At 46.1% G+C, this 20957-nt stretch carries 18 protein-coding genes; all 18 read left to right on the top strand.

Annotated elements, in window-relative coordinates; all coding sequences use genetic code 11:
- The first annotated feature begins 107 nt into the window (after positions 1-107).
- The 18 genes from asd to pgsA all read left to right on the top strand — a co-directional run bounded on the left by asd (position 108) and on the right by pgsA (position 20952).
- Entirely contained in the window at positions 108-1148 is a 1041-nt protein-coding gene (gene asd, locus ACWHAR_RS05930; RefSeq protein WP_032874931.1) for an aspartate-semialdehyde dehydrogenase, read from the top strand.
- An 88-nt stretch (positions 1149-1236) separates the two neighbouring features.
- Positions 1237-2451: an aspartate kinase gene (dapG, locus tag ACWHAR_RS05925; protein WP_003154168.1), complete on the top strand. Its 1215-nt coding sequence runs from the start codon at positions 1237-1239 to the stop codon at positions 2449-2451.
- A 30-nt stretch (positions 2452-2481) separates the two neighbouring features.
- Positions 2482-3351: a 4-hydroxy-tetrahydrodipicolinate synthase gene (gene dapA / locus ACWHAR_RS05920; RefSeq protein ID WP_003154166.1), complete on the top strand. Its 870-nt coding sequence runs from the start codon at positions 2482-2484 to the stop codon at positions 3349-3351.
- A gap of 178 nt (positions 3352-3529) precedes the next feature.
- Positions 3530-5197: a ribonuclease J2 gene (gene rnjB / locus ACWHAR_RS05915; protein WP_032874933.1), complete on the top strand. Its 1668-nt coding sequence runs from the start codon at positions 3530-3532 to the stop codon at positions 5195-5197.
- 115 nt (positions 5198-5312) lie between these two features.
- A complete protein-coding gene (locus tag ACWHAR_RS05910) occupies positions 5313-6050 on the top strand; it encodes a ClpP family protease (RefSeq protein WP_003154162.1) in 738 nt (245 codons plus the stop codon).
- Positions 6047-6256 (top strand): YlzJ-like family protein, encoded by a 210-nt coding sequence (locus ACWHAR_RS05905; RefSeq protein ID WP_032874935.1) that lies wholly within the window; start codon positions 6047-6049, stop codon positions 6254-6256. The genes ACWHAR_RS05910 and ACWHAR_RS05905 overlap by 4 nt, the downstream gene beginning before the upstream one ends.
- A 134-nt stretch (positions 6257-6390) precedes the next feature.
- Positions 6391-8751 (top strand): FtsK/SpoIIIE family DNA translocase, encoded by a 2361-nt coding sequence (locus ACWHAR_RS05900; RefSeq protein WP_032874937.1) that lies wholly within the window; start codon positions 6391-6393, stop codon positions 8749-8751.
- 124 nt (positions 8752-8875) lie between these two features.
- Positions 8876-9601 carry a GntR family transcriptional regulator gene (locus ACWHAR_RS05895; protein ID WP_007409813.1) on the top strand — a complete coding sequence of 242 codons (726 nt, stop codon included), beginning with the start codon at positions 8876-8878 and terminating at the stop codon, positions 9599-9601.
- A 111-nt stretch (positions 9602-9712) separates the two neighbouring features.
- Complete coding sequence (locus ACWHAR_RS05890) at positions 9713-10942, top strand: MFS transporter (protein ID WP_017417794.1); 1230 nt, start codon at positions 9713-9715, stop codon at positions 10940-10942.
- Between the two features lie 106 nt (positions 10943-11048).
- The gene (locus tag ACWHAR_RS05885) at positions 11049-11504 is read left to right on the top strand and encodes a MarR family winged helix-turn-helix transcriptional regulator (RefSeq protein ID WP_003154157.1); all 456 of its coding nucleotides are present in this window, start codon (positions 11049-11051) and stop codon (positions 11502-11504) included.
- The gene (locus tag ACWHAR_RS05880) at positions 11504-14623 is read left to right on the top strand and encodes an MMPL family transporter (RefSeq protein ID WP_032874939.1); all 3120 of its coding nucleotides are present in this window, start codon (positions 11504-11506) and stop codon (positions 14621-14623) included. Before ACWHAR_RS05885 ends, ACWHAR_RS05880 begins: the two co-directional genes overlap by 1 nt.
- A 151-nt stretch (positions 14624-14774) precedes the next feature.
- Entirely contained in the window at positions 14775-16055 is a 1281-nt protein-coding gene (yfmF, locus tag ACWHAR_RS05875) for an EF-P 5-aminopentanol modification-associated protein YfmF (RefSeq protein WP_012117578.1), read from the top strand.
- Complete coding sequence (gene yfmH, locus ACWHAR_RS05870) at positions 16052-17338, top strand: EF-P 5-aminopentanol modification-associated protein YfmH (protein WP_032874941.1); 1287 nt, start codon at positions 16052-16054, stop codon at positions 17336-17338. Before yfmF ends, yfmH begins: the two co-directional genes overlap by 4 nt.
- A gap of 59 nt (positions 17339-17397) precedes the next feature.
- Positions 17398-18126 carry an elongation factor P 5-aminopentanone reductase gene (ymfI, locus tag ACWHAR_RS05865; RefSeq protein ID WP_032874943.1) on the top strand — a complete coding sequence of 243 codons (729 nt, stop codon included), beginning with the start codon at positions 17398-17400 and terminating at the stop codon, positions 18124-18126.
- Between the two features lie 75 nt (positions 18127-18201).
- Entirely contained in the window at positions 18202-18459 is a 258-nt protein-coding gene (locus ACWHAR_RS05860) for a DUF3243 domain-containing protein (RefSeq protein WP_003154150.1), read from the top strand.
- 127 nt (positions 18460-18586) lie between these two features.
- Entirely contained in the window at positions 18587-19378 is a 792-nt protein-coding gene (locus tag ACWHAR_RS05855; protein ID WP_003154149.1) for a DUF3388 domain-containing protein, read from the top strand.
- 18 nt (positions 19379-19396) lie between these two features.
- A complete protein-coding gene (locus ACWHAR_RS05850; RefSeq protein WP_014417801.1) occupies positions 19397-20296 on the top strand; it encodes a helix-turn-helix domain-containing protein in 900 nt (299 codons plus the stop codon).
- 74 nt (positions 20297-20370) lie between these two features.
- Complete coding sequence (gene pgsA / locus ACWHAR_RS05845; protein WP_007611521.1) at positions 20371-20952, top strand: CDP-diacylglycerol--glycerol-3-phosphate 3-phosphatidyltransferase; 582 nt, start codon at positions 20371-20373, stop codon at positions 20950-20952.
- The last annotated feature ends 5 nt before the right edge of the window (positions 20953-20957 follow it).

The following is a 20957-nucleotide window of genomic DNA, read 5'->3' as shown; positions in this document are numbered from 1 at the left end:
GGAATAAAAAAATTCGGTCAATCCGTGACTATTCTATGGTAAAATAAAACGTAAAATGCAAAGTCAATTCAACAAATGATGCTTAATTGGCGGAAGGAGTTTTACAGATGGGAAGAGGATTACACGTAGCAGTTGTCGGAGCGACGGGAGCCGTAGGACAGCAAATGCTGAAAACACTGGAAGACAGAAACTTTGAAATCGAAACACTCACACTACTATCCTCAAAGCGTTCTGCTGGTACGAAAGTAACGTTTAAAGGCGAAGAATATACAGTGCAGGAAGCTGTTCCGGAAAGCTTCGAAGGCGTTCATATCGCGTTATTCAGCGCCGGCGGAAGCGTATCACAAAGCTTGGCGCCTGAGGCTGTAAAACGGGGAGCCATCGTGATTGACAATACCAGCGCATTCCGGATGGACGAAAATACACCGCTCGTCGTGCCTGAGGTGAACGAAGGTGATCTGCACAAACATAACGGCATTATCGCCAACCCTAACTGTTCAACGATTCAGATGGTGGCTGCGCTTGAACCGATCCGCAAAGCGTACGGTTTGAAAAAAGTCATTGTATCTACTTACCAAGCTGTGTCCGGGGCCGGCAATGAAGCGGCGAAGGAATTGTACAGCCAGACAAAGGCGATTTTAAACAATGAACCCGCAGAACCGTCCATTATGCCGGTTAAAGGCGACAAAAAGCATTATCAAATCGCATTTAACGCCATTCCGCAAATTGATAAATTCCAAGACAACGGCTATACGTTTGAGGAAATGAAAATGATTAATGAAACGAAAAAAATCATGCATATGCCGAATCTGGAAGTGGCTGCGACATGTGTCAGACTGCCGATTGAAACAGGACATTCAGAATCTGTTTACATTGAGCTTGACCGTGATGACGCAACCGTTGAAGATATGAAACAGCTTTTAAAAGAAGCTCCGGGTATTACGCTTCAGGATGATCCGGCGGAGCAGCTCTACCCGATGCCTGCTGATTGCGTCGGCAAACGCGATGTATTTGTAGGAAGAATCCGTAAAGATTTGGACAGAGCAAACGGTTTTCATTTGTGGGTTGTTTCTGATAACCTGTTAAAAGGCGCCGCTTGGAACTCAGTCCAAATCGCGGAAAGCCTGCAAAAACTGAACCTCGTATAAAACAAACGTATTTTCTATAGGCGAACAGAAGAGAGTAAGGCTCTGCCTGCTCTCTTCTGTTACGTCAGACTAATTTGGAGTGAAAATAGTGAAGATCATTGTTCAAAAATTCGGCGGAACATCCGTAAAAGATGACAAAGGCCGCAAGCTTGCGCTAGCACACATTAAAGATGCCATCAGTGAAGGTTATAAAGTTGTCGTTGTCGTATCGGCGATGGGAAGAAAAGGAGACCCGTACGCGACAGATTCTTTAATCGGGCTCCTTTACGGCAGCCAGTCCGACATTTCTCCGAGAGAGCAGGATATGCTTCTGTCTTGCGGAGAAACGATTTCGTCCGTTGTTTTTTCCAGCATGCTGAAGGAAAACGGCATAAAAGCCGCAGCTTTAACAGGAGCCCAGGCCGGCTTTTTAACCAATGCCCAGCATACTGACGCCAAAATTATAGAAATGAAAACAGAGCGGCTTTTCGCTGCACTCGCCAGCCATGACGCTGTCGTTGTCGCGGGATTTCAGGGAGCGACTGAAAAAGGCGACACGACGACGATCGGCAGAGGAGGAAGCGATACTTCAGCAGCGGCGCTCGGAGCGGCGGTTGATGCTGAGTTTATCGACATTTTTACGGACGTGGAAGGCGTTATGACAGCCGATCCGAGAATCGTGGAAAATGCTAAGCCGCTTCCGAACGTCACATATACGGAAATCTGCAACCTTGCCTATCAAGGCGCGAAAGTCATTCATCCGCGCGCGGTGGAAATTGCCATGCAGGCAAAGGTGCCCATTCGCGTGCGCTCCACTTATTCAAAAGACAAAGGCACTTTGGTGACGTCCCATCATTCGTCTAACATCGGCAGCGATGTATTCGAACGGCTGATTACAGGGATCGCCCATGTGAAAGATGTGACGCAATTTAAGGTTCCCGCCAAAATGGGGCAATACAACGTTCAGACTGAAGTCTTTAAAGCAATGGCAAATGCCGGAATCAGCGTAGATTTCTTTAACATTACGCCGAGTGAAATCGTATATACCGTAGCCGGCAGTAAAACGGAAGCCGCGCGCAGCATTTTGGCTGAATTAGGATATGAGCCGACAGTGACGGAGAGCTGTGCGAAAGTGTCAGCGGTCGGCGCCGGGATAATGGGTGTTCCGGGTGTCACGTCAAAAATCGTCTCCGCACTTTCTGATAAAGGCATTCCGATTCTGCAATCTGCGGACAGCCATACGACGATCTGGGTGCTCGTTCATGAAAAAGATATGGTAACGGCCGTAAATGCGCTGCATGAAGTGTTTGAACTTTCAAAGTAAATGTGATTGAATCATGATGAGGTGAAAAAAATGAATGTCGGAAATATATCTACAGCGATGATTACCCCCTTTGACAGTAAAGGGAATGTAGACTTTCAAAAACTGTCTACATTAATCGACTATTTGTTGAAAAACGGCACGGATTCTTTAGTCGTCGCAGGTACGACCGGCGAATCTCCGACACTTTCAACGGAAGAAAAAATTGCACTCTTTGAATTTACAGTCAAAGAAGTGAACGGACGCGTGCCTGTTATTGCGGGTACGGGAAGCAACAATACGAAAGACTCCATTAAACTGACAAAAAAAGCTGAAGAAGCCGGCGTCGATTGCGTTATGCTTGTCACGCCGTATTATAATAAGCCTTCCCAAGAGGGGATGTACCGTCATTTTAAAGCCATTGCGGAAGAAACGTCTCTTCCTGTGATGCTTTACAACGTGCCGGGCAGAACGGTCGCTTCGCTTGCGCCGGAAACGGCCATCAGACTTGCGGAGATTCCGAATATCTCTGCGATTAAAGAAGCGAGCGGCGATCTTGATGCCATTACGAAAATCATTGCCGAAACACCGGAAGATTTTTACGTCTATTCAGGTGATGACGGGTTAACGCTTCCTATTCTCGCAGTCGGCGGAAGAGGAGTCGTGTCAGTGGCCAGCCATATCGTAGGTTCTGACATGCAGCAGATGATTAAAAACTATACAAACGGGCAGACGGCAACCGCGGCACTGATTCATCAGAAGCTTCTGCCGATCATGAAGGAGCTCTTTAAAGCGCCTAATCCGGCTCCGGTCAAAACGGCGCTACAGCTGAAAGGCCTTGATGTCGGATCTGTGCGTCTTCCTCTTATCCCGCTGAATGAAGATGAACGTCTGAGCCTGAGCAGCGTCATCAGCGAACTGTAAGAAAAAATTTATACAGTTAAAATACGCGGTCATTCTCATTTTTATCGTGAGTTTGACCGTTTTGTATACATATTGGTTTTCCCTAAACCTTCCGCTTCTTCTTGTTTTCTAAAATTGATATCAGTTATAATAGGAACAAGTGATGATGGACGGGTATGAGACTAGGAGGATACAGATTTTGAAAAAGAAAAATACAGAAAACGTCAGAATTATCGCCCTTGGCGGCGTTGGAGAAATTGGGAAGAACCTATATGTCATTGAAATTGACTCAGACATATTTGTAGTGGATGCAGGGCTGATGCACCCTGAAAATGAAATGCTCGGTATTGATGTCGTCATTCCGGATATTTCCTACTTAGTAGAACGGGCTGACCGCGTGAAGGCCATCTTTCTGACACACGGGCACGATGAAAACATCGGGGGCGTCTTTTATTTATTGAACAAGCTGTCGGTGCCGGTATACGGAACGAAGCTTACGCTTGCATTACTGAGAGAAAAACTCAAGCAGTACGGGCATAATCGAAAAGCTGATTTGCGTGAAGTTCATTCTAAATCAGTCATTACATTTGAAACAACGAAAGTATCGTTCTTTAAAACGATTCACAGTATTCCGGATTCAGTGGGAGTCAGCTTCAAAACATCACTTGGCTCTATTGTATGCACGGGAGACTTCAAATTTGACCAGACGCCTGCTTATCACCAATCATGTGATATTGGCGAAATTGCCAAAATCGGAAACAGCGGCGTGCTCGCCCTGCTTTCTGACAGCGCCAATGCGGAGCGCCCGGGATATACTCCGTCAGAAGCATATGTAAGCGGTGAAATTGCCGATGCGATGAACAATTCAGAAAACCGTGTCATCATTGCTGTATTCGCGTCTAATATCAACCGGATCCAGCAAGTGATACAGGCTGCCGTCCAGAACGGCCGCAAACTTGCAATCGCCGGAAAAAATCTGCAAAACGTGCTTCAGCTGGGGCGCAAGCTCGGCTATATTGAAGCCGAAGATGAAATGTTTATTCCTGTACAGGATGTGAAAAAATATCCGAAGCGGGAAGTGGCAATTGTTACAGCCGGAAGCCATGGTGAGCCGCTGGCCGCTCTTACGCGGATGGCTAAGCAGGCGCACAAGCAGCTTAACATTGAAGAAGGAGACACCGTTGTCATTGCATCAACACCGATTCCGGGGCATGAATTGATATATTCCAAAACCGTCAACCTGCTTGCCCGCGCCGGCGCTCAAGTCATTTTCGCCCAAAAACGCGTGCATGTGTCCGGTCACGGTTCGCAGGAAGAATTGAAACTCATGCTTAATTTGCTGAAACCGAAATATTTAATTCCGGTTAACGGTGAATTCAGAATGCAAAAAGCGCATTCCAAAATCGCAGAAGAGATCGGCATGAAACGCAGCGACATTTTCTTGATTGAAAAAGGTGACGTCGTTGAATTCCGCGGACAGAATGTAAAAATCGGGGATAAAGTCACGTACGGAAACGTTCTGATTGACGGCCTCGGTGTCGGCGACATCGGCAACATCGTGCTGAGAGACCGCCGCTTATTGTCACAAGACGGCATTCTCATCGTCGTGATTTCACTCGATAAGCAGAAAAAGAACCTCGTATCAGGTCCTGAGATCATTACGCGCGGTTTCGTGTATGTCAGAGAATCAGAAGGTTTAATTGTACAAGCTACTGAGCTCGTCCGCTCTATCGTGACTGAAGCGACAGAAACATCTGCCGTAGAATGGTCCACGCTGAAACAGGCAATGCGTGATGCGCTGAATCAATTCCTTTATGAAAAAACAAAACGCAAGCCGATGATCATTCCGATCATTATGGAAGTATAATGTATACACAGCCGGAGCGCATGATGCTCCGGCTGTGTTTTTGTTCATGTCCCGGATGGAAATCATCATCTTTGTTCATAATACAAAGAGACATTCGGAAAGGGTGAAAGATAAAATGGATCATCGTATGGAAAACACCGAAGAACAGCAGCCCGAAAAATCAGATGCGAAAGACAGCATTATGAGCAAAATTCAGCAGCTGGGAGAGACATCTCTGCCGCAAATGTCCCAAGATACCAATATTCACTGCCTGACGATCATCGGCCAAATTGAGGGGCATGTCCAGCTCCCGCCGCAAAATAAAACAACCAAATATGAACACGTCATTCCGCAAATCGTCGCGATTGAGCAAAATCCGAAAATCGAAGGACTTCTGATCATCTTAAACACCGTCGGAGGCGATGTGGAAGCGGGGCTTGCGATTGCGGAAATGCTCGCATCCTTATCAAAACCGACCGTTTCAATCGTACTCGGCGGGGGCCACTCGATAGGTGTGCCGATCGCCGTGTCATGTGATCATAGTTTTATCGCGGAAACAGCGACTATGACCATACACCCCGTTCGGCTTACAGGTCTGGTTATCGGGGTTCCGCAAACATTTGAATACCTGGATAAAATGCAGGAGCGGGTCGTCAACTTTGTGACCCATCATTCAAATATTTCTGAAGAAAAATTCAAAGAGCTGATGTTTTCAAAAGGAAACTTAACCAGGGACATCGGAACGAACGTAGTCGGCAAAGATGCGGCTGATTACGGATTAATTGATGCCGTGGGCGGCGTCGGACAGGCGATAAAAAAGCTGAATCAGCTGATTGAGGAACGAAAGGGCGAGGAAGGAAGGATGATTCAATGATCCTTTATACCGTCATGCCCCAAGAAGTCATTTACGGTCAGGATATAGAGCAAAGCGTGCATGAACAGGTAGATTACGCCGGCGTGCCGCTGTTAGTTGAGATGAAGGGAAATGAAGCTGAAGTCGTACAGATTTTAAGTACGAACCCGATGGATTTTCTGAATCCGGACATCGCTCCGGGACAAAAAATCAAGCTGAAAATCTAACCGGCATTCAGTCCGTTTCTCGGGGGCAAAATATGCTATAATAGGGGAATCCTACAGAAAAATGCAGCCGGCAAAAGGCTGCTTTTCTTCATGATGTATGATTTTACATTTTTTAACGCAGTAAGGTGATGAGTGTGGCAAAGAAAAAACGGAAATCTAAAAAGAAACAAGAGAGTAAGCTCAATCTAAAATACGAACTAAGCGGACTGCTCTGTGTTGCAATCTCAATTATTGCTGTTTTGCAGCTCGGCGTTGTGGGACAGACATTTGTGTACTTGTTCCGTTTTTTTGCCGGAGAGTGGTTTATTTTATGCTTAATTGCGCTCTTCCTTCTCGGAATTTCGCTGTTTTGGAAAAAGAAGAGTCCAAGCCTTTTAACGAGAAGAAAGGCAGGGTTGTACTGTATTATCGCAAGTATATTGCTGCTGTCTCACGTGCAGCTCTTTAAAAATCTGTCTCATCACGGGTCGATTCGGTCGGCAAGTGTCATCGGCAACACGTGGGAGCTGTTTATGATTGACATGAAACAGCAGGCTGCTTCCCCTGATTTGGGCGGCGGCATGATCGGCGCGGTACTGTTTGCAGCTTCCCACTTTTTATTTGCATCAACGGGTTCACAAATCATGGCGATCGTGCTGATCTTAATGGGGCTGATTCTTGTAACAGGGCGTTCACTGCAGGAAACGCTCAAAAAGTGGACGAGCCCCGTCGGCCGGTTTATCCGCGGCCAGTGGCAGGCATTTCTTGAGGATATGAAGACGGTCAGAACGAATATGTCTTCGCCGAAAACAAAAACAAAATCGGGCAAAAAACAAAAACGGGTTCAAAAGAAAAAAGAAGAGCCTGAACCGGAGGAAGAGGATGAGGAAATTATTTCGCCGATCATCCATTCAGAGCCGATTATTTCAAGCTTTTCAGACCGTCAGGAAGAGCCCGCCGAACCGCTGATTCCGGAAAAAACGCAGGAGACGGCACAAGCGGCAAAATATGAGCCTTCCGGCGGCGCTCAAGACAGTGGCGAAACGGCTGCGGCTCCGCCGATGACGTTTACAGAGCTTGAAAATAAAGATTATCAAATGCCTTCATTGGACATACTGGCTGACCCGAAACATACCGGCCAGCAGACCGATAAGAAAAACATTTACGAGAATGCAAGAAAACTCGAAAGGACTTTTCAAAGCTTCGGCGTAAAGGCGAAAGTGACCCAGGTTCATCTCGGTCCGGCGGTCACAAAATATGAAGTGTATCCGGACGTCGGGGTCAAAGTCAGTAAAATCGTGAATCTGAGCGATGACCTCGCGCTCGCGCTTGCCGCGAAGGATATCCGGATAGAAGCGCCGATTCCGGGTAAATCAGCAATCGGCATCGAGGTGCCCAATGCTGAAGTTGCGATGGTTTCGTTAAAAGAAGTGCTTGAATCCAAGCTCAATGACAAGCCGGACGCGAAGCTTCTGATCGGCTTGGGACGAAATATTTCCGGGGAAGCCGTGCTTGCCGAACTGAACAAAATGCCCCACCTGCTTGTAGCCGGGGCAACGGGAAGCGGAAAAAGCGTCTGTGTCAACGGTATTATTACGAGCATTCTGATGAGGGCCAAACCGCATGAAGTGAAGATGATGATGATTGACCCGAAAATGGTTGAGCTGAATGTGTATAACGGCATTCCTCATCTGCTTGCGCCGGTCGTGACAGATCCGAAAAAGGCCTCGCAGGCTTTGAAAAAGGTCGTCAATGAGATGGAGCGCCGCTATGAGCTGTTCTCCCATACGGGTACGAGAAATATAGAAGGCTATAACGACCATATCAAGCGGTCAAATGCCGAAGAAGAAGTCAAGCAGCCTGAGCTCCCGTACATCGTCGTCATCGTTGACGAGCTTGCTGATCTGATGATGGTCGCTTCTTCCGACGTGGAAGATTCAATTACGAGACTTTCACAGATGGCGCGGGCGGCGGGAATTCATTTGATTATCGCGACACAGAGGCCTTCAGTTGACGTTATTACCGGTGTTATTAAAGCCAACATTCCATCAAGAATTGCCTTCAGTGTCTCATCTCAGACCGATTCACGGACAATTTTAGACATGGGCGGCGCTGAAAAGCTTCTGGGGCGCGGAGACATGCTGTTTCTGCCTGTAGGCGCAAATAAGCCGGTGCGTGTGCAAGGGGCATTCTTATCCGATGAAGAGGTTGAGCATGTCGTCGATCATGTCATTACGCAGCAAAAAGCGCAGTATCAAGAAGAGATGATTCCGGAAGAAGTTTCGGAAACACACAGTGAAGTAACGGATGATCTCTATGACGAAGCGGTCGATTTGATTATCGGCATGCAGACGGCATCAGTCTCCATGCTTCAAAGGCGGTTCAGAATCGGATATACGAGAGCTGCCCGTCTGATTGACGCAATGGAGGAACGGGGCGTCGTCGGGCCGTATGAAGGAAGCAAACCGAGGGAAGTACTATTATCTAAGGAACAATATGATGAGCTCTCTTCTTAAAAAGGAGAGAGTTTTCACTGAAAATGATATCACCAAAATCATTCCTATTTATTTTTTTATTAAAACATGATATAGTTGTCCCAATTGTTCAATAATTTATGAAAGTGGTTTACGGAGGGGAAACATGTCTACAAAAGCTGACAATCGTCACTTGTATCTAAAAGTGATTGAGCGAATCAAAGAGGATATACAAAACGGAATTTACACCGAAAAGGAAAAGCTTCCTTCTGAATTTGAGCTTTCAAAATCAATGGGTGTCAGCCGGGCAACTCTGCGTGAAGCTTTGCGTATCCTTGAAGAGGAGCATGTGATTATCAGAAGGCACGGTGTGGGCACTTTCGTCCATACAAAACCGCTGTTTCTTTCAGGTATTGAACAGCTCAACAGCGTGACGAAAACGATTCAGCAGGCGAACATGGTGCCGGGTACGATTTTTTTGTCGTCTCAGGTCATCACGCCGTCTGATGAAGATATCGCTAGATTCCGGCTTGAGCCTGAGCAGGAGCTTTTTTATTTGGAACGCGTGAGAACGGCAAGCGGCACTCCGGTCGTTTATTGTTTAGATACGATTCCGATGCACATTCTGCCGAATTCTTTCTGTCATGAACAGGAGTCTATTTTCGATCTTTTGGAAAAAAACTCCGGGTCTGTGATCAGCTATGCCGTTGCTGATATCGAACCGATCGGATATCACGATACGATTTCACCGGTTTTGGAATGTGAGCCGGAGACGGCGCTTTTATTGCTGAAGCAAACCCACTATAATCAGAATGATGAACCTGTGCTGTATTCATTAAATTATTTCCGGGCTGATAAGTTCAGTTTTCATGTTGTAAGAAAACGTTTTTAAGACAGACGCGTCATGTGTCTGTTTTTTTATTTGCCGTTTCAGTACATACTTTGTTTTCTGCAAGGCACAATAAAACAGGAAACAACCAAGTATAGTGAATGGGTGAATAAGTTGAGTAAGAAGAAAAATGGAACGAAAAATATCATTGCTCTGGCTTCTGTACCGCTCGTGATGACACTCGGGAATTCCATGCTGATTCCTGTGCTTCCGATGATTGAAAAGAAGCTGTCCATATCGTCTTTTCAAGTATCGTTAATTATAACGGTCTATTCGATTGTGGCGATTATTTGTATTCCGATTGCCGGATATTTGTCCGATAAATTCGGAAGAAAAAAGGTTCTTCTGCCTTGTCTTCTCATAGCCGGTGCGGGCGGAGCGCTTGCCGCGATAGCTTCCACCGCGTTCAAGCATCCTTATCCCATTATCTTGGCGGGACGGGTGCTGCAGGGAATCGGTTCGGCAGGGGCGGCTCCTGTAGTGATGCCGTTTATCGGTGATTTATTCAAAGGGGATGATGAGCGGATTACCGCGGGGCTCGGCGACATTGAGACGTCTAACACTGCCGGGAAAGTAATAAGCCCGATTCTCGGGTCGCTCTTGGCTGCATGGTTTTGGTTTATGCCGTTTTGGTTCATTCCGTTTTTTTCGCTCATCAGTTTTTTTCTCGTATTGTTTTTGGTGGCAAAGCCGGAGGAACAAAAAGAAGCGCCTTCTATTTCCGAATTTGTGAAAAATGTCGGCCGCATATTTAAGCGTGACGGACGCTGGCTCTTTACGGTTTTTATCATCGGCTGCGTGATTATGTTTTTGCTGTTCGGGGTTCTTTTTTATTTATCAGACTCACTGGAGAAGAAATACGGAATTGACGGTGTGGCTAAAGGAGCGCTTTTGGCAATCCCGCTTTTATTTCTATCCGTCAGTTCATATATATCAGGCAGAAAAATCGGAAAAGACCAAGGCAAAATGAAGTTTTGCATCGTTTTCGGAATGAGTGCCGTGACACTGTCGTTTATCGGCCTATGGTGGAATCACAGTTTTTATTTATTATTTATCTTTTTGTGTGTCAGCGGTATCGGTATCGGAATGGCATTGCCGGCTTTAGACGCTGTCATCACAGAAGGCGTAGACAACGAGGAATCGGGAACCATCACCTCATTTTATAACAGCATGCGGTTTATCGGAGTAGCGGCGGGACCGCCGATCTTTGCTGCCCTGATGTCAAATGCAGGCTGGCTGATTTTTATTTTATCCGCTTTTTGCGGCATTGTGTCTGTATTTTTAGCGCTGTTAAATATCTCATCACAAGCAAAAGAAAAAAAGGAATCATTAAAGACGGTGTAATCTGCACTGTCTTTTTTTATTTTATTTTGAAGATTGACATGATACCGTCAAGTCGTTATTCTTTTTAATAGTTAAACATATTAACTATCGGAAGGAGGGGGAAAAGGTGCATGAAGAAAAAGTAAAGCAGCTGATTCAGCGTTATTCCGATGTATACCTGCACGTCTTAAAAAAAATTGACAGCATTATCGCTGAAAAAGTGAACAAAGAGCTGACATTGGATCAATATTACATCCTCCGCTATATTATGCTCAATCCGGATTGCAAATCAATTGAACTGGCCGCGGTGTGCCACGTCAATAAAAGCGCCATTACATCGATGACGAACCGCCTGTATGAAAAAGGCTACATCAATAGAGAACGCAGCCAAAGCGACCGCCGGAGCATACTTTTAAATGTCACGGAAAAGGGGACGGAAGTATTTCACCGTGTGGAGCGGCGGATTGAGGAACTCGTCCGTTCATATATTATGTATTTTGATGAAGACGAGGCGGAGATGTTCGTTAATACATATGAAAAATTATATCGATTGATGATGACAGAGGAGGATCAGCAGACATAATGAAAAACATTATCCGAGCCCGCTGGATCATCGCCGCGGTATGGGTCGCCGCAACGGTGATATTTATGCTTACAGCGCCTGGTATGGCTGAATTGACACGGGAGAAAGGGCAGATTTCCGTACCGGACGGGTATTCCTCTTCTTACGCCCATGAATTGCTTGATGAAATGTCTGATTCAGATGCACCGTCTTCTTCTGCCGTCATCGTATTTCACGAAAAAGGCTTAATGACAGACAAAAAAGATCGTCTGGAAGAAGCCGTCAGCACTTTGTCTGAACAGAAAAAAGCGCTTCAGATTAAAACGGTGACTTCATACTTCGGGGAGAAAAATGACGACATCAAAAAACAGCTGCTGTCAAAAGACAGACAAACGATGCTCGTTCAGCTGCAGCTTGATACATCCAAAAACGATATCCTCGAAATAAAAAATAAAATTGATAAAGAGCTGAAACCGTACGGCGTATCATACGGCATTACAGGCCAGTCGCTGATCGACGAAGATGTGTTAAAAAGCTCGCAGGACGGCTTAAAAAAGACTGAATATATAACGGTTGCCTTTATCCTGATCGTGCTGATTCTTGTATTTCGGTCAGTGGTCGCTCCGTTTGTACCGCTTTTATCAGTATTGATATCTTATTTAGTCAGCCAGTCGATTGTCGCATTTTTAGTCGATCAACTGAATTTTCCGCTCTCAACTTTTACTCAGATTTTTATGGTTGCGATTATGTTTGGAATCGGTACAGACTACTGCATTCTGCTTCTCAGCCGGTTTAAAGAAGAACTGTCGCATGGCGCTGATATAAGAGAAGCGATCGTCGTCACCTACAAAACGGCCGGAAAGACGGTTTTGTACAGCGGCGGTGCAGTGCTGATCGGATTTGCCTGCATCGGATTTGCGACATTTAAGCTGTATCAGTCGGCAGCCGCCGTTGCGGTCGGTGTCGCGGTGCTGCTGCTTGCGCTCATGACGATCGTGCCGTTTTTTATGGCTGTTTTAGGAAAAAGACTGTTTTGGCCTGTGAAGGGCGATATTTCCCATCCTCAAAGCAAAGCATGGGAAACGTCAGGGCGGTTTTCATTTAAAAGGCCGCTCATCAGTCTTGCAATCGTTGCGGCATTCACTGTCCCGCCTATCCTTCTTTACAAAGGGGCGCTATCTTACAACAGTCTTGACGAAATCGGGGATAAATATGAATCCGTCCGCGCGTTTAATACGATTTCAGACGCCTTCGGCCCGGGAGAACTTCTTCCGGCCACAGTCGTCATCAAAAATGATGCGACTTTAAATACCGAAAAACACCTGATTGATATCGAAAAAATCAGCAGAGAACTTGAAAAAACAGAGGGTGTAAAAACGGTCAGAAGCGCCACGCGCCCTGCTGGAAACGGATTGAATCAATTATTTGTCACAAATCAGGCAAAGCAGCTTCAAGAAGGACTTGATAAGGGCAATACGGGACTTGAAAAAATCACGGACGGATTAGGGCATGCCGCACAGTCGTTAGCTGATTCACAGCCGCAGATCGAAGAGTCGGGGAAAAGCGTCAATCAGCTTATTGACGGAACATTGTCTCTGAAATCCGGGCTTTCTGATATAGGAGAAAACCTGAATAAACTGCAGGCTGGCGTGAACGAGAATAAAGCCGGCGTCGCCCAGATGAGAAAGCAGATTGAAGAGCAAAAACAAATGCTGACTTCACAGCTCAAACAAAACAGCGGTCTCGCTTCAGAAACGCAAAACGCTTTAAAATTGGTAAAAACCGTCCTGCCGATGAAAGATGAAGCCAGCAGACAGCTTGCCGATTTGAACAAGCAGCTTGCCCGGCTGCCGTTTGCAAAATTGGAAGCGTCAATACCGTCAGTCAAAACCGATCCCTCTTACCAAGAAATCAAATCGGCCTTTACGGGTGTACAGTCAGCCGTTTCCAAGGCAAACGCGGATGCAGAAGCTTTTTCTAAACAGGTCGACAGTCAAAAGGCTCATCTGCAGCAAGCGGAAAAACAATTTGCCCGGCTGGCAGCCGCTCAGAAGAAGATTGACACTCAAATTAACGCAATGATCAACGGTCTGACCAGTATTGAAAACGGTCTGCAGCAAGTGTCAGACGGACAGGGGGCTCTCGCAGGACAAATGCCGCGCCTTGAATCGGCGGCAGGACAGCTCGCGGAGGGCCAGAAAAAAATGAAGAGCGGTCTCGGTGATTTTTCTTCCCGGCTCAGCGATCTTTCTTCCGGCCTTAACGACAGTGTAAAAGGGCTTAAGAAAGTATCAAGCGGCATGATGGGGGCGAATGATTACCTGGGTGAGCTTCACAAGGCGTCAGACAAAGAAATGACAGGCTGGTTTGTGCCGAAAGACGCGTTGACAAACAGTGATTTCACAAGCGTGTTTAATACGTACATGTCAGATGACAGAAAAACGACAGAATTGACCGTCGTTCTTGATAATAATCCTTACTCAAATACGGCCGTTCAAGATATTCAAGCGATCAAAGCGAGCGTAAAAAGGGCCATTCCGAACACGGATCTGAAGAATGCTTCCTTCGGCGTTTCGGGAGTCTCCAGCATGAATGCCGATCTGAAGGAAGTATCGGATTCAGACTTCAAACGGACGGCAATGTTTATGCTGGCGGGAATTTTTCTGATTCTCATCGTGATGCTGCGCTCCCTCATTATGCCTGTTTATTTAGTGGCGTCGCTCGTACTGACGTATTTCGCATCCATCGGCGTGACGGAATACATCTTTACACACTTCTTCGGGTATCCGGGCGTAAACTGGGCCGTGCCGTTCTTCGGCTTTGTCATTTTGATGGCTCTAGGCGTGGATTATTCCATCTTTTTAATGGACCGTTTTAATGAGCTTAAAAAAGAAGGAACGGAACCCGCAATGATCAGCAGTATGAAAAATATGGGTTCCGTCATCATTTCTGCGGCGATTATTTTAGCGGGAACCTTTGCGGCCATGCTGCCGTCAGGCGTTCTTTCCTTATTACAGATTGCAACCGTGGTATTAACAGGCCTTCTCATGTACGCAATTGTGGTCCTTCCGTTTTTTGTACCGGTCATGGTGAAAATATTCGGAAGAGCCAACTGGTGGCCTTTCAATTTGAAAAAATAACGTTCAATATCTCTGCCTGTTTTCGGGCAGAGGTTTTTTGTTTCCTTATAAATCCTCCAGTTGATATAATTACATCTGCGTACTCTTTTTTGCGAATGCTGAAATTTGGTCATAATACATACTATGAAAGAATGAACGAAGGAGGTTTCACATGACTTACGTAAATGAAATGAAGTCAAAGCACGGCGGGATCACCGCCCACATCGTAAAGACCGAGAAATTTAAAACCGTTTCGCTGACGTTTAAAATGCTGGCTCCTTTAACGAAAGAGCTCGTAACAAAAAGAGCGCTGTTTCCGCATGTGCTTCTGCGCGGAACAGAAAGCCGCCCGAAAACCGCTGATCTGCGGTCTTATTTTGATGAGCTGTACGGCACATCCGTTTCAGCTGATCTGACAAAAAAGGGAGAACGTCATGTCATTACGTTCAGGCTTGAGATTCCTAATGAAAAGTATCTGAAGGACCGCACACCGTTATTGGAAAAAGGCCTTCAGCTTTTATCAGAGCTTGTCTTTTCGCCCGCTTTGGAAAACGGCGCCTTCCTGCCCCTTTATGTCACGCAGGAAAAACGGACGCTGAAACAGCGGATTCAAGCCGTATATGATGATAAGATGAGATATTCTAATCTGCGTCTCGTTCAGGAAATGTGCAAAAGCGAACCGTATGCCCTTCACGTCAACGGCGAGTTCGATGATGTTGAACACATTACACCGCAAGATTTGTATGAAGCCTATCAAAAAGCCATACGCGAAGATCAGCTGGACCTGTACGTCATCGGCGATGTTGATACAGATCAGGTGAAAACGGCCGTTGATACGTACTTTAAAACGGAAGAACGGGAGCTGCAGCCTTTTGAAAGAAGCGCGGCGAATGAACAGCCCGATCCGAAGGAAGTCATTGATGAAGAGGACGTCAAGCAGGGCAAGCTGAATATCGGATTTCGGACCAATACGACATATACAGATCCGGATTATCCTGCATTGCAGGTGTTTAACGGGCTGTTCGGAGGTTTCTCTCATTCAAAGCTGTTTATAAATGTCCGTGAAAAAGCGAGCCTCGCCTATTATGCAGCCTCAAGGGTGGAAAGCTTCAAAGGGCTTTTGATGGTCATGTCGGGCATTGAGGTGAAAAATTACAAGCAGGCCGTCACCATCATTGAAGAACAGTTTCAGGCTATGCAAAACGGTGACTTTTCAGAAGATGATATCGCCCAAACGAAAGCCGTTATTAAAAACCAAGTATTAGAAACCATTGATACGGCATACGGTTTAGCGGAATTTCTGTATCAGCAGGCCTCAGCCCAAGTAGAGATACCGATCGAAAGATTCCTTGACAATATCGAGAAAGTGACAAAAGAGGACATTATCAATGTCGGAAAGAACATTAAGCTGGATACGACTTATTTCTTAAAAGGGACGGGGGGAGCATCTTGACTAAACCGATAAACTTCGAACAGCTTCAGGAAACGCTGTATCATGAAAAAATGGCAAACGGCCTTGATGTCTATGTGCTGCCGAAACAGGGCTTTAATAAAACATACGCCGTGTTTACGACAAAGTACGGTTCCATTGACAATCAATTCGTTCCTTTAAATAAGGAAGAAATGGTACACGTCCCTGACGGAATCGCGCATTTTCTGGAGCATAAACTGTTTGAAAAAGCGGACGGCGACGTGTTTCAGGACTTCAGTAAGCAGGGGGCGTCGGCAAATGCCTTTACATCATTTACACGAACCGCTTATCTGTTCTCCAGCACTTCTAATGTGGAGAAAAACCTGGAAACACTCGTGGATTTTGTTCAGGACCCGTATTTCACGGAAAAATCAGTTGAAAAAGAAAAAGGCATCATCGGCCAGGAAATCAATATGTATGATGATAATCCGGATTGGCGGCTGTTTTTCGGCCTTATCGAAAATATGTATAAAGACCACCCCGTGAAAATTGACATTGCCGGAACGGTGGAGAGCATCTCACATATTACGAAAGATCTGCTGTATGAGTGCTACGAAACGTTTTATCACCCGAGCAATATGCTGCTCTTTATCGTCGGTCCCGTAGATCCTGAAGCGGTCATCAGCCAGGTGCGGAAAAACCAGGAGAAAAAGCCGTTTACAGACCAGCCTGAAATCAAACGTGAAGAAGTTCAGGAGCAGGAAGCGGTCTTCCGCCGGGAGCAGGAGTTAAAAATGAACGTGCAAGGCTCAAAATGTCTTGTCGGCTTAAAGGCGAAAGACCCTTATAAAACGGGGCAGGAGCTGTTGAAGCACGAGCTCAGCATGAACCTCATGCTTGAATGTCTTTTCGGAAAAAGCTCACCGCATTACGGCGACTTGTACGACAAAGGCTACATTGATGAAACCTTCAGCTTTGATTACACGGCTGAATACGGATTCGGTTTTGCCTCTGTCGGAGGAGATACACCGGAGCCGGATAAGCTCGCTGACGAATTAAAACACATGCTGCTTGATGCGGAATCAGCCGTGACTGCGGAAAAACTTGACCTTGCGAGAAAAAAGAAGATCGGGTCATTCTTAAAAGCGCTCAATTCGCCTGAATATATCGCCAACCAATTCACACGCTACGCCTTTTTAGATATGAGTCTGTTTGATGTCGTAACCGTACTGGAGCAGATTACGCTGGAAGACGTAAAGCGGGTTATTAAAGAAGAAATATCAGAAGAAAGGCTGACAGTCTGCAAAGTCGTGCCAAAATCATAACAAAAACATCCCTCACGCCCTGAGGGATGTTTTTCTGGGGAAAGAAGGAGTATGGATTGATGAAACAGACAGCGCTCGTAACCGGAGCAAGCGGCGGAATCGGACAAAGTATAAGTGAAGTCCTCGCAAAAAACGGATATGACGTCCTTTTGCATTATCATTCTAATAAGGAAGCCGCACACAGGCTTGCGGAAAGGCTGAGCGCATCATTCGGCGTAAAAGCCTCCGTTATTCAGGCGGATCTGTCCTCACCGGATGGCGCGGAGACACTCAGCCGTTCCGTTAAGCAGCCTGTGGACGCTCTGATATTAAACAGCGGCAAAAGTCACTTCGGCCTGATTACGGACGTTACGGATGACACGGCGCGGGAGATGGTGCAGCTGCATGTGACGAGTCCGTTTCTTTTGGCGCGTAATCTGGTGCCCGGCATGATTCGGAAAAAAAGCGGGGGCATCGTCGCGATCGGTTCCGTCTGGGGAGAAACGGGCGCATCGTGCGAGGTATTATACAGCATGGTCAAGGGAGCGCAGCATTCGTTCGTTAAAGCGCTTGCCAAAGAGCTTGCTCCGAGCGGCGTCCGAGTGAATGCAGTCTCGCCGGGTGCCGTTGATACAAATATGCTTGATCAGTTCACGTCTGATGAAAAAGAAGCGTTGGCAGAGGAAATTCCCGCGGGCCGGCTGGCAAAGCCGGAGGAAATCGCCGAAGCGGCGGCCTTTTTATTATCGGAAAAGGCTTCCTATATTACGGGGCATATATTATCCGTAAACGGCGGCTGGCACTGCTGAAAAAAATGTGTGTATAGTTTGCATCTGTACGGACAAAATAATTTTGTAACAACAGATGAAATGGAGGAACCCAACATGTCAGTATTAGAAAACTGGGATAATTGGAAGAATTTCCTTGGCGACAGATTGAACTATGCGCAGGAAAAAGGGATGAGTGATGAAACGATCACTGACCTCGCTACAGAAATCGGCGGTTACCTTGCGAACGAAGTCGACTCGAAAAACCATCAGGAAAAAGTGCTTGCTGATCTTTGGAGCGTTGCTTCTGAAGATGAACAGCGCGCCATCGCAAATATGATGGTGAAGCTTGTTGAAAATAACAGCACTCATTAAGAGGGGGGATTTCTCCTCTCTTTTTTTATGTTTTCCTCTATAGAGCAACATTCTTCTTTCTAATTAGAGAAAAATGTTTTATGATAAAGGAAGGTAAAAATTTGCCACAATGGAGGGGGTATATCATTTGGCAAAGCTCGAATGGTATTTTGAATATGAAATTCAAGTGAACCGCCCCGGCCTGCTCGGGGATATTTCATCTCTTCTCGGGATGCTGTCAATTAATATTGTCACAATTAACGGTGTCGACCTTTCCAGAAGGGGAATGCTGCTCAGATGCCGGCATATAGATCAAATTAAACGATTGGAATCAATTTTAAAAACAATGGAGACCATTAAAGTAACGAAGCTGAGAGAACCGAGGCTTCGCGACCGTCTCGCAGTCCGCCACGGAAGATACATTCAGCGTGATGCCGATGACAAAAAAACCTTCCGTTTTGAAAGGGACGAGCTCGGTCTTCTGGTTGACTTTATGGCCGAGCTGTTTAAAAAAGAAGGACACAAACTGATCGGAATCCGGGGAATGCCGAGGGTCGGAAAAACGGAGTCCATTGTTGCGTCAAGCGTTTGTGCCAGCAAAAGATGGCTTTTCGTATCATCAACGCTGCTAAAACAAACGATCCGGAGCCAGCTGGTTGCCGATGAATACAGCACGGAAAACGTGTTTATCCTCGACGGCATCGTTTCGACAAGACGGGGATCTGAGCGCCATCTTCAGCTCGTCAGTGAAATTATGCGGCTTCCGGCGACAAAGGTCGTGGAGCACCCCGATATTTTTGTTCAAAATTCGGAGTATACGCTCGATGATTTCGATTATATTATCGAACTCAGAAATGATCCTGACGAAGTCATTACATATGAACATGCAGAAGAACCGCAAATGTTTGATCAGACCGGTTTTTCAAGCTTTGATTTTTAATATTGGAAGGTGTTTGTTGTGACAGAATTAGCAATCCGGCTTAAAGAAGCCAGAGAGGAAAAAGGGATGTCGTTGGATGAACTCCAGGCGGCGACGAAAATTCAGAAAAGATACTTAACCGCTCTGGAAGAAGGCAATTATGACGTCATTCCCGGCAATTTTTATGTGCGGGCGTTTATCAAGCAATACGCTGAAGCTGTCGGGCTTGATTCAGATCAGTTATTTGAAGAATATAAAAAAGACATCCCTAACACGTACCATGACGATGTGTCGGAAAAAATCTCCGGTCTTGCCATGCAAAGGGAGCTTCCTAAGTCCGCTTCAAAGGCGGCGGAATGGCTTCCGACCGTCCTTGTCGTCATCGGTGTCATTATCGTCATCGCGATCATTTATGCGATTATTCAGCTCGGAATGAGCAAATCCGGGCAGACAGACGGAGATAAAGCCGTCACCCAAAGTGAGAGCAAGTATGAGATTCCTAAGGATTCTGCGCTGAAAAACGACGGCAATACAAATGACGAAGCGCAATCTGACAGCAAAAAAGACAAAAAGGACACAAAAGCGTCAGAGCAGAAAAAGAAAGAAAAAAGCAGTGAAAAGACGGAGATCAAAGCGGCCGGAACGGAAGGCTCGGCTTCTTCATACAACGTCTCCGGGGCAGATAAGTATAAGCTTGAACTGATTGCTTCTGACAGCGCATGGATCCGCGTCCGTGATGACAGCGGCGGTTCTTTAAAAGAAGGAACGCTGCAAAAAGGCGAAACCTTTAAAAAAGACGTCACGGATCAAAAGCAGATTGAAATCCGCACGGGCTATGCCCCTAACCTGAAAATTAAAATCAACGGAGAGGTTCTGTCCTATGAACTCAATCCGCATGATGTGATGGCGCAGACCATCACAATCAAGATGAAAAAATAAAAGGGGAAAAAGTCATCTGAACGATTAAGATGACTTTTTCTTCACGTCCGAGTACATATTATTGGAGGGGCTTTATGTTTAACTTACCGAATAAAATCACACTGGCAAGAATCGCTTTAATTCCTGTATTTATGATTATCATGCTTGTTCCTTTTCAGTGGGGCAGCGTTCATATAGGGGATGAATCGATTCCGGTCGCGCATCTTACGGGAGCTGTTTTATTCATTATCGCATCAACGACTGACTGGGTGGATGGCTACTACGCCAGAAAACTGAACCTCGTGACAAACTTCGGGAAATTTTTAGATCCGCTGGCTGACAAACTGCTGGTATCCGCGGCATTAATTACGCTTGTGCAGTTTGACCTTGCGCCGGCGTGGATGGTCATCATCATCATCAGCCGCGAATTTGCCGTAACGGGATTAAGACTTGTACTGGCGGGAACGGGGGAAGTTGTAGCCGCCAATATGCTGGGGAAAATTAAAACATGGGCTCAGATCATCGCTGTTGCCGCGCTTTTGCTGCATAATCTTCCGTTTGAGCTCGTTTCTTTCCCGTTCGGCGATATCGCTTTATGGGTGGCCGTGCTCTTCACAGTCATTTCCGGCTGGGAGTATTTTGCGAAGAACTGGGATGCGTTAAAAACATCTAACTAAGAAAG

The sequence above is a fragment of the Bacillus sp. LR--39 genome, assembly GCF_053613335.1.
Note: the sequence above shows the minus strand (reverse complement) of the source record. Positions and strands in the feature narration are given on the sequence as shown.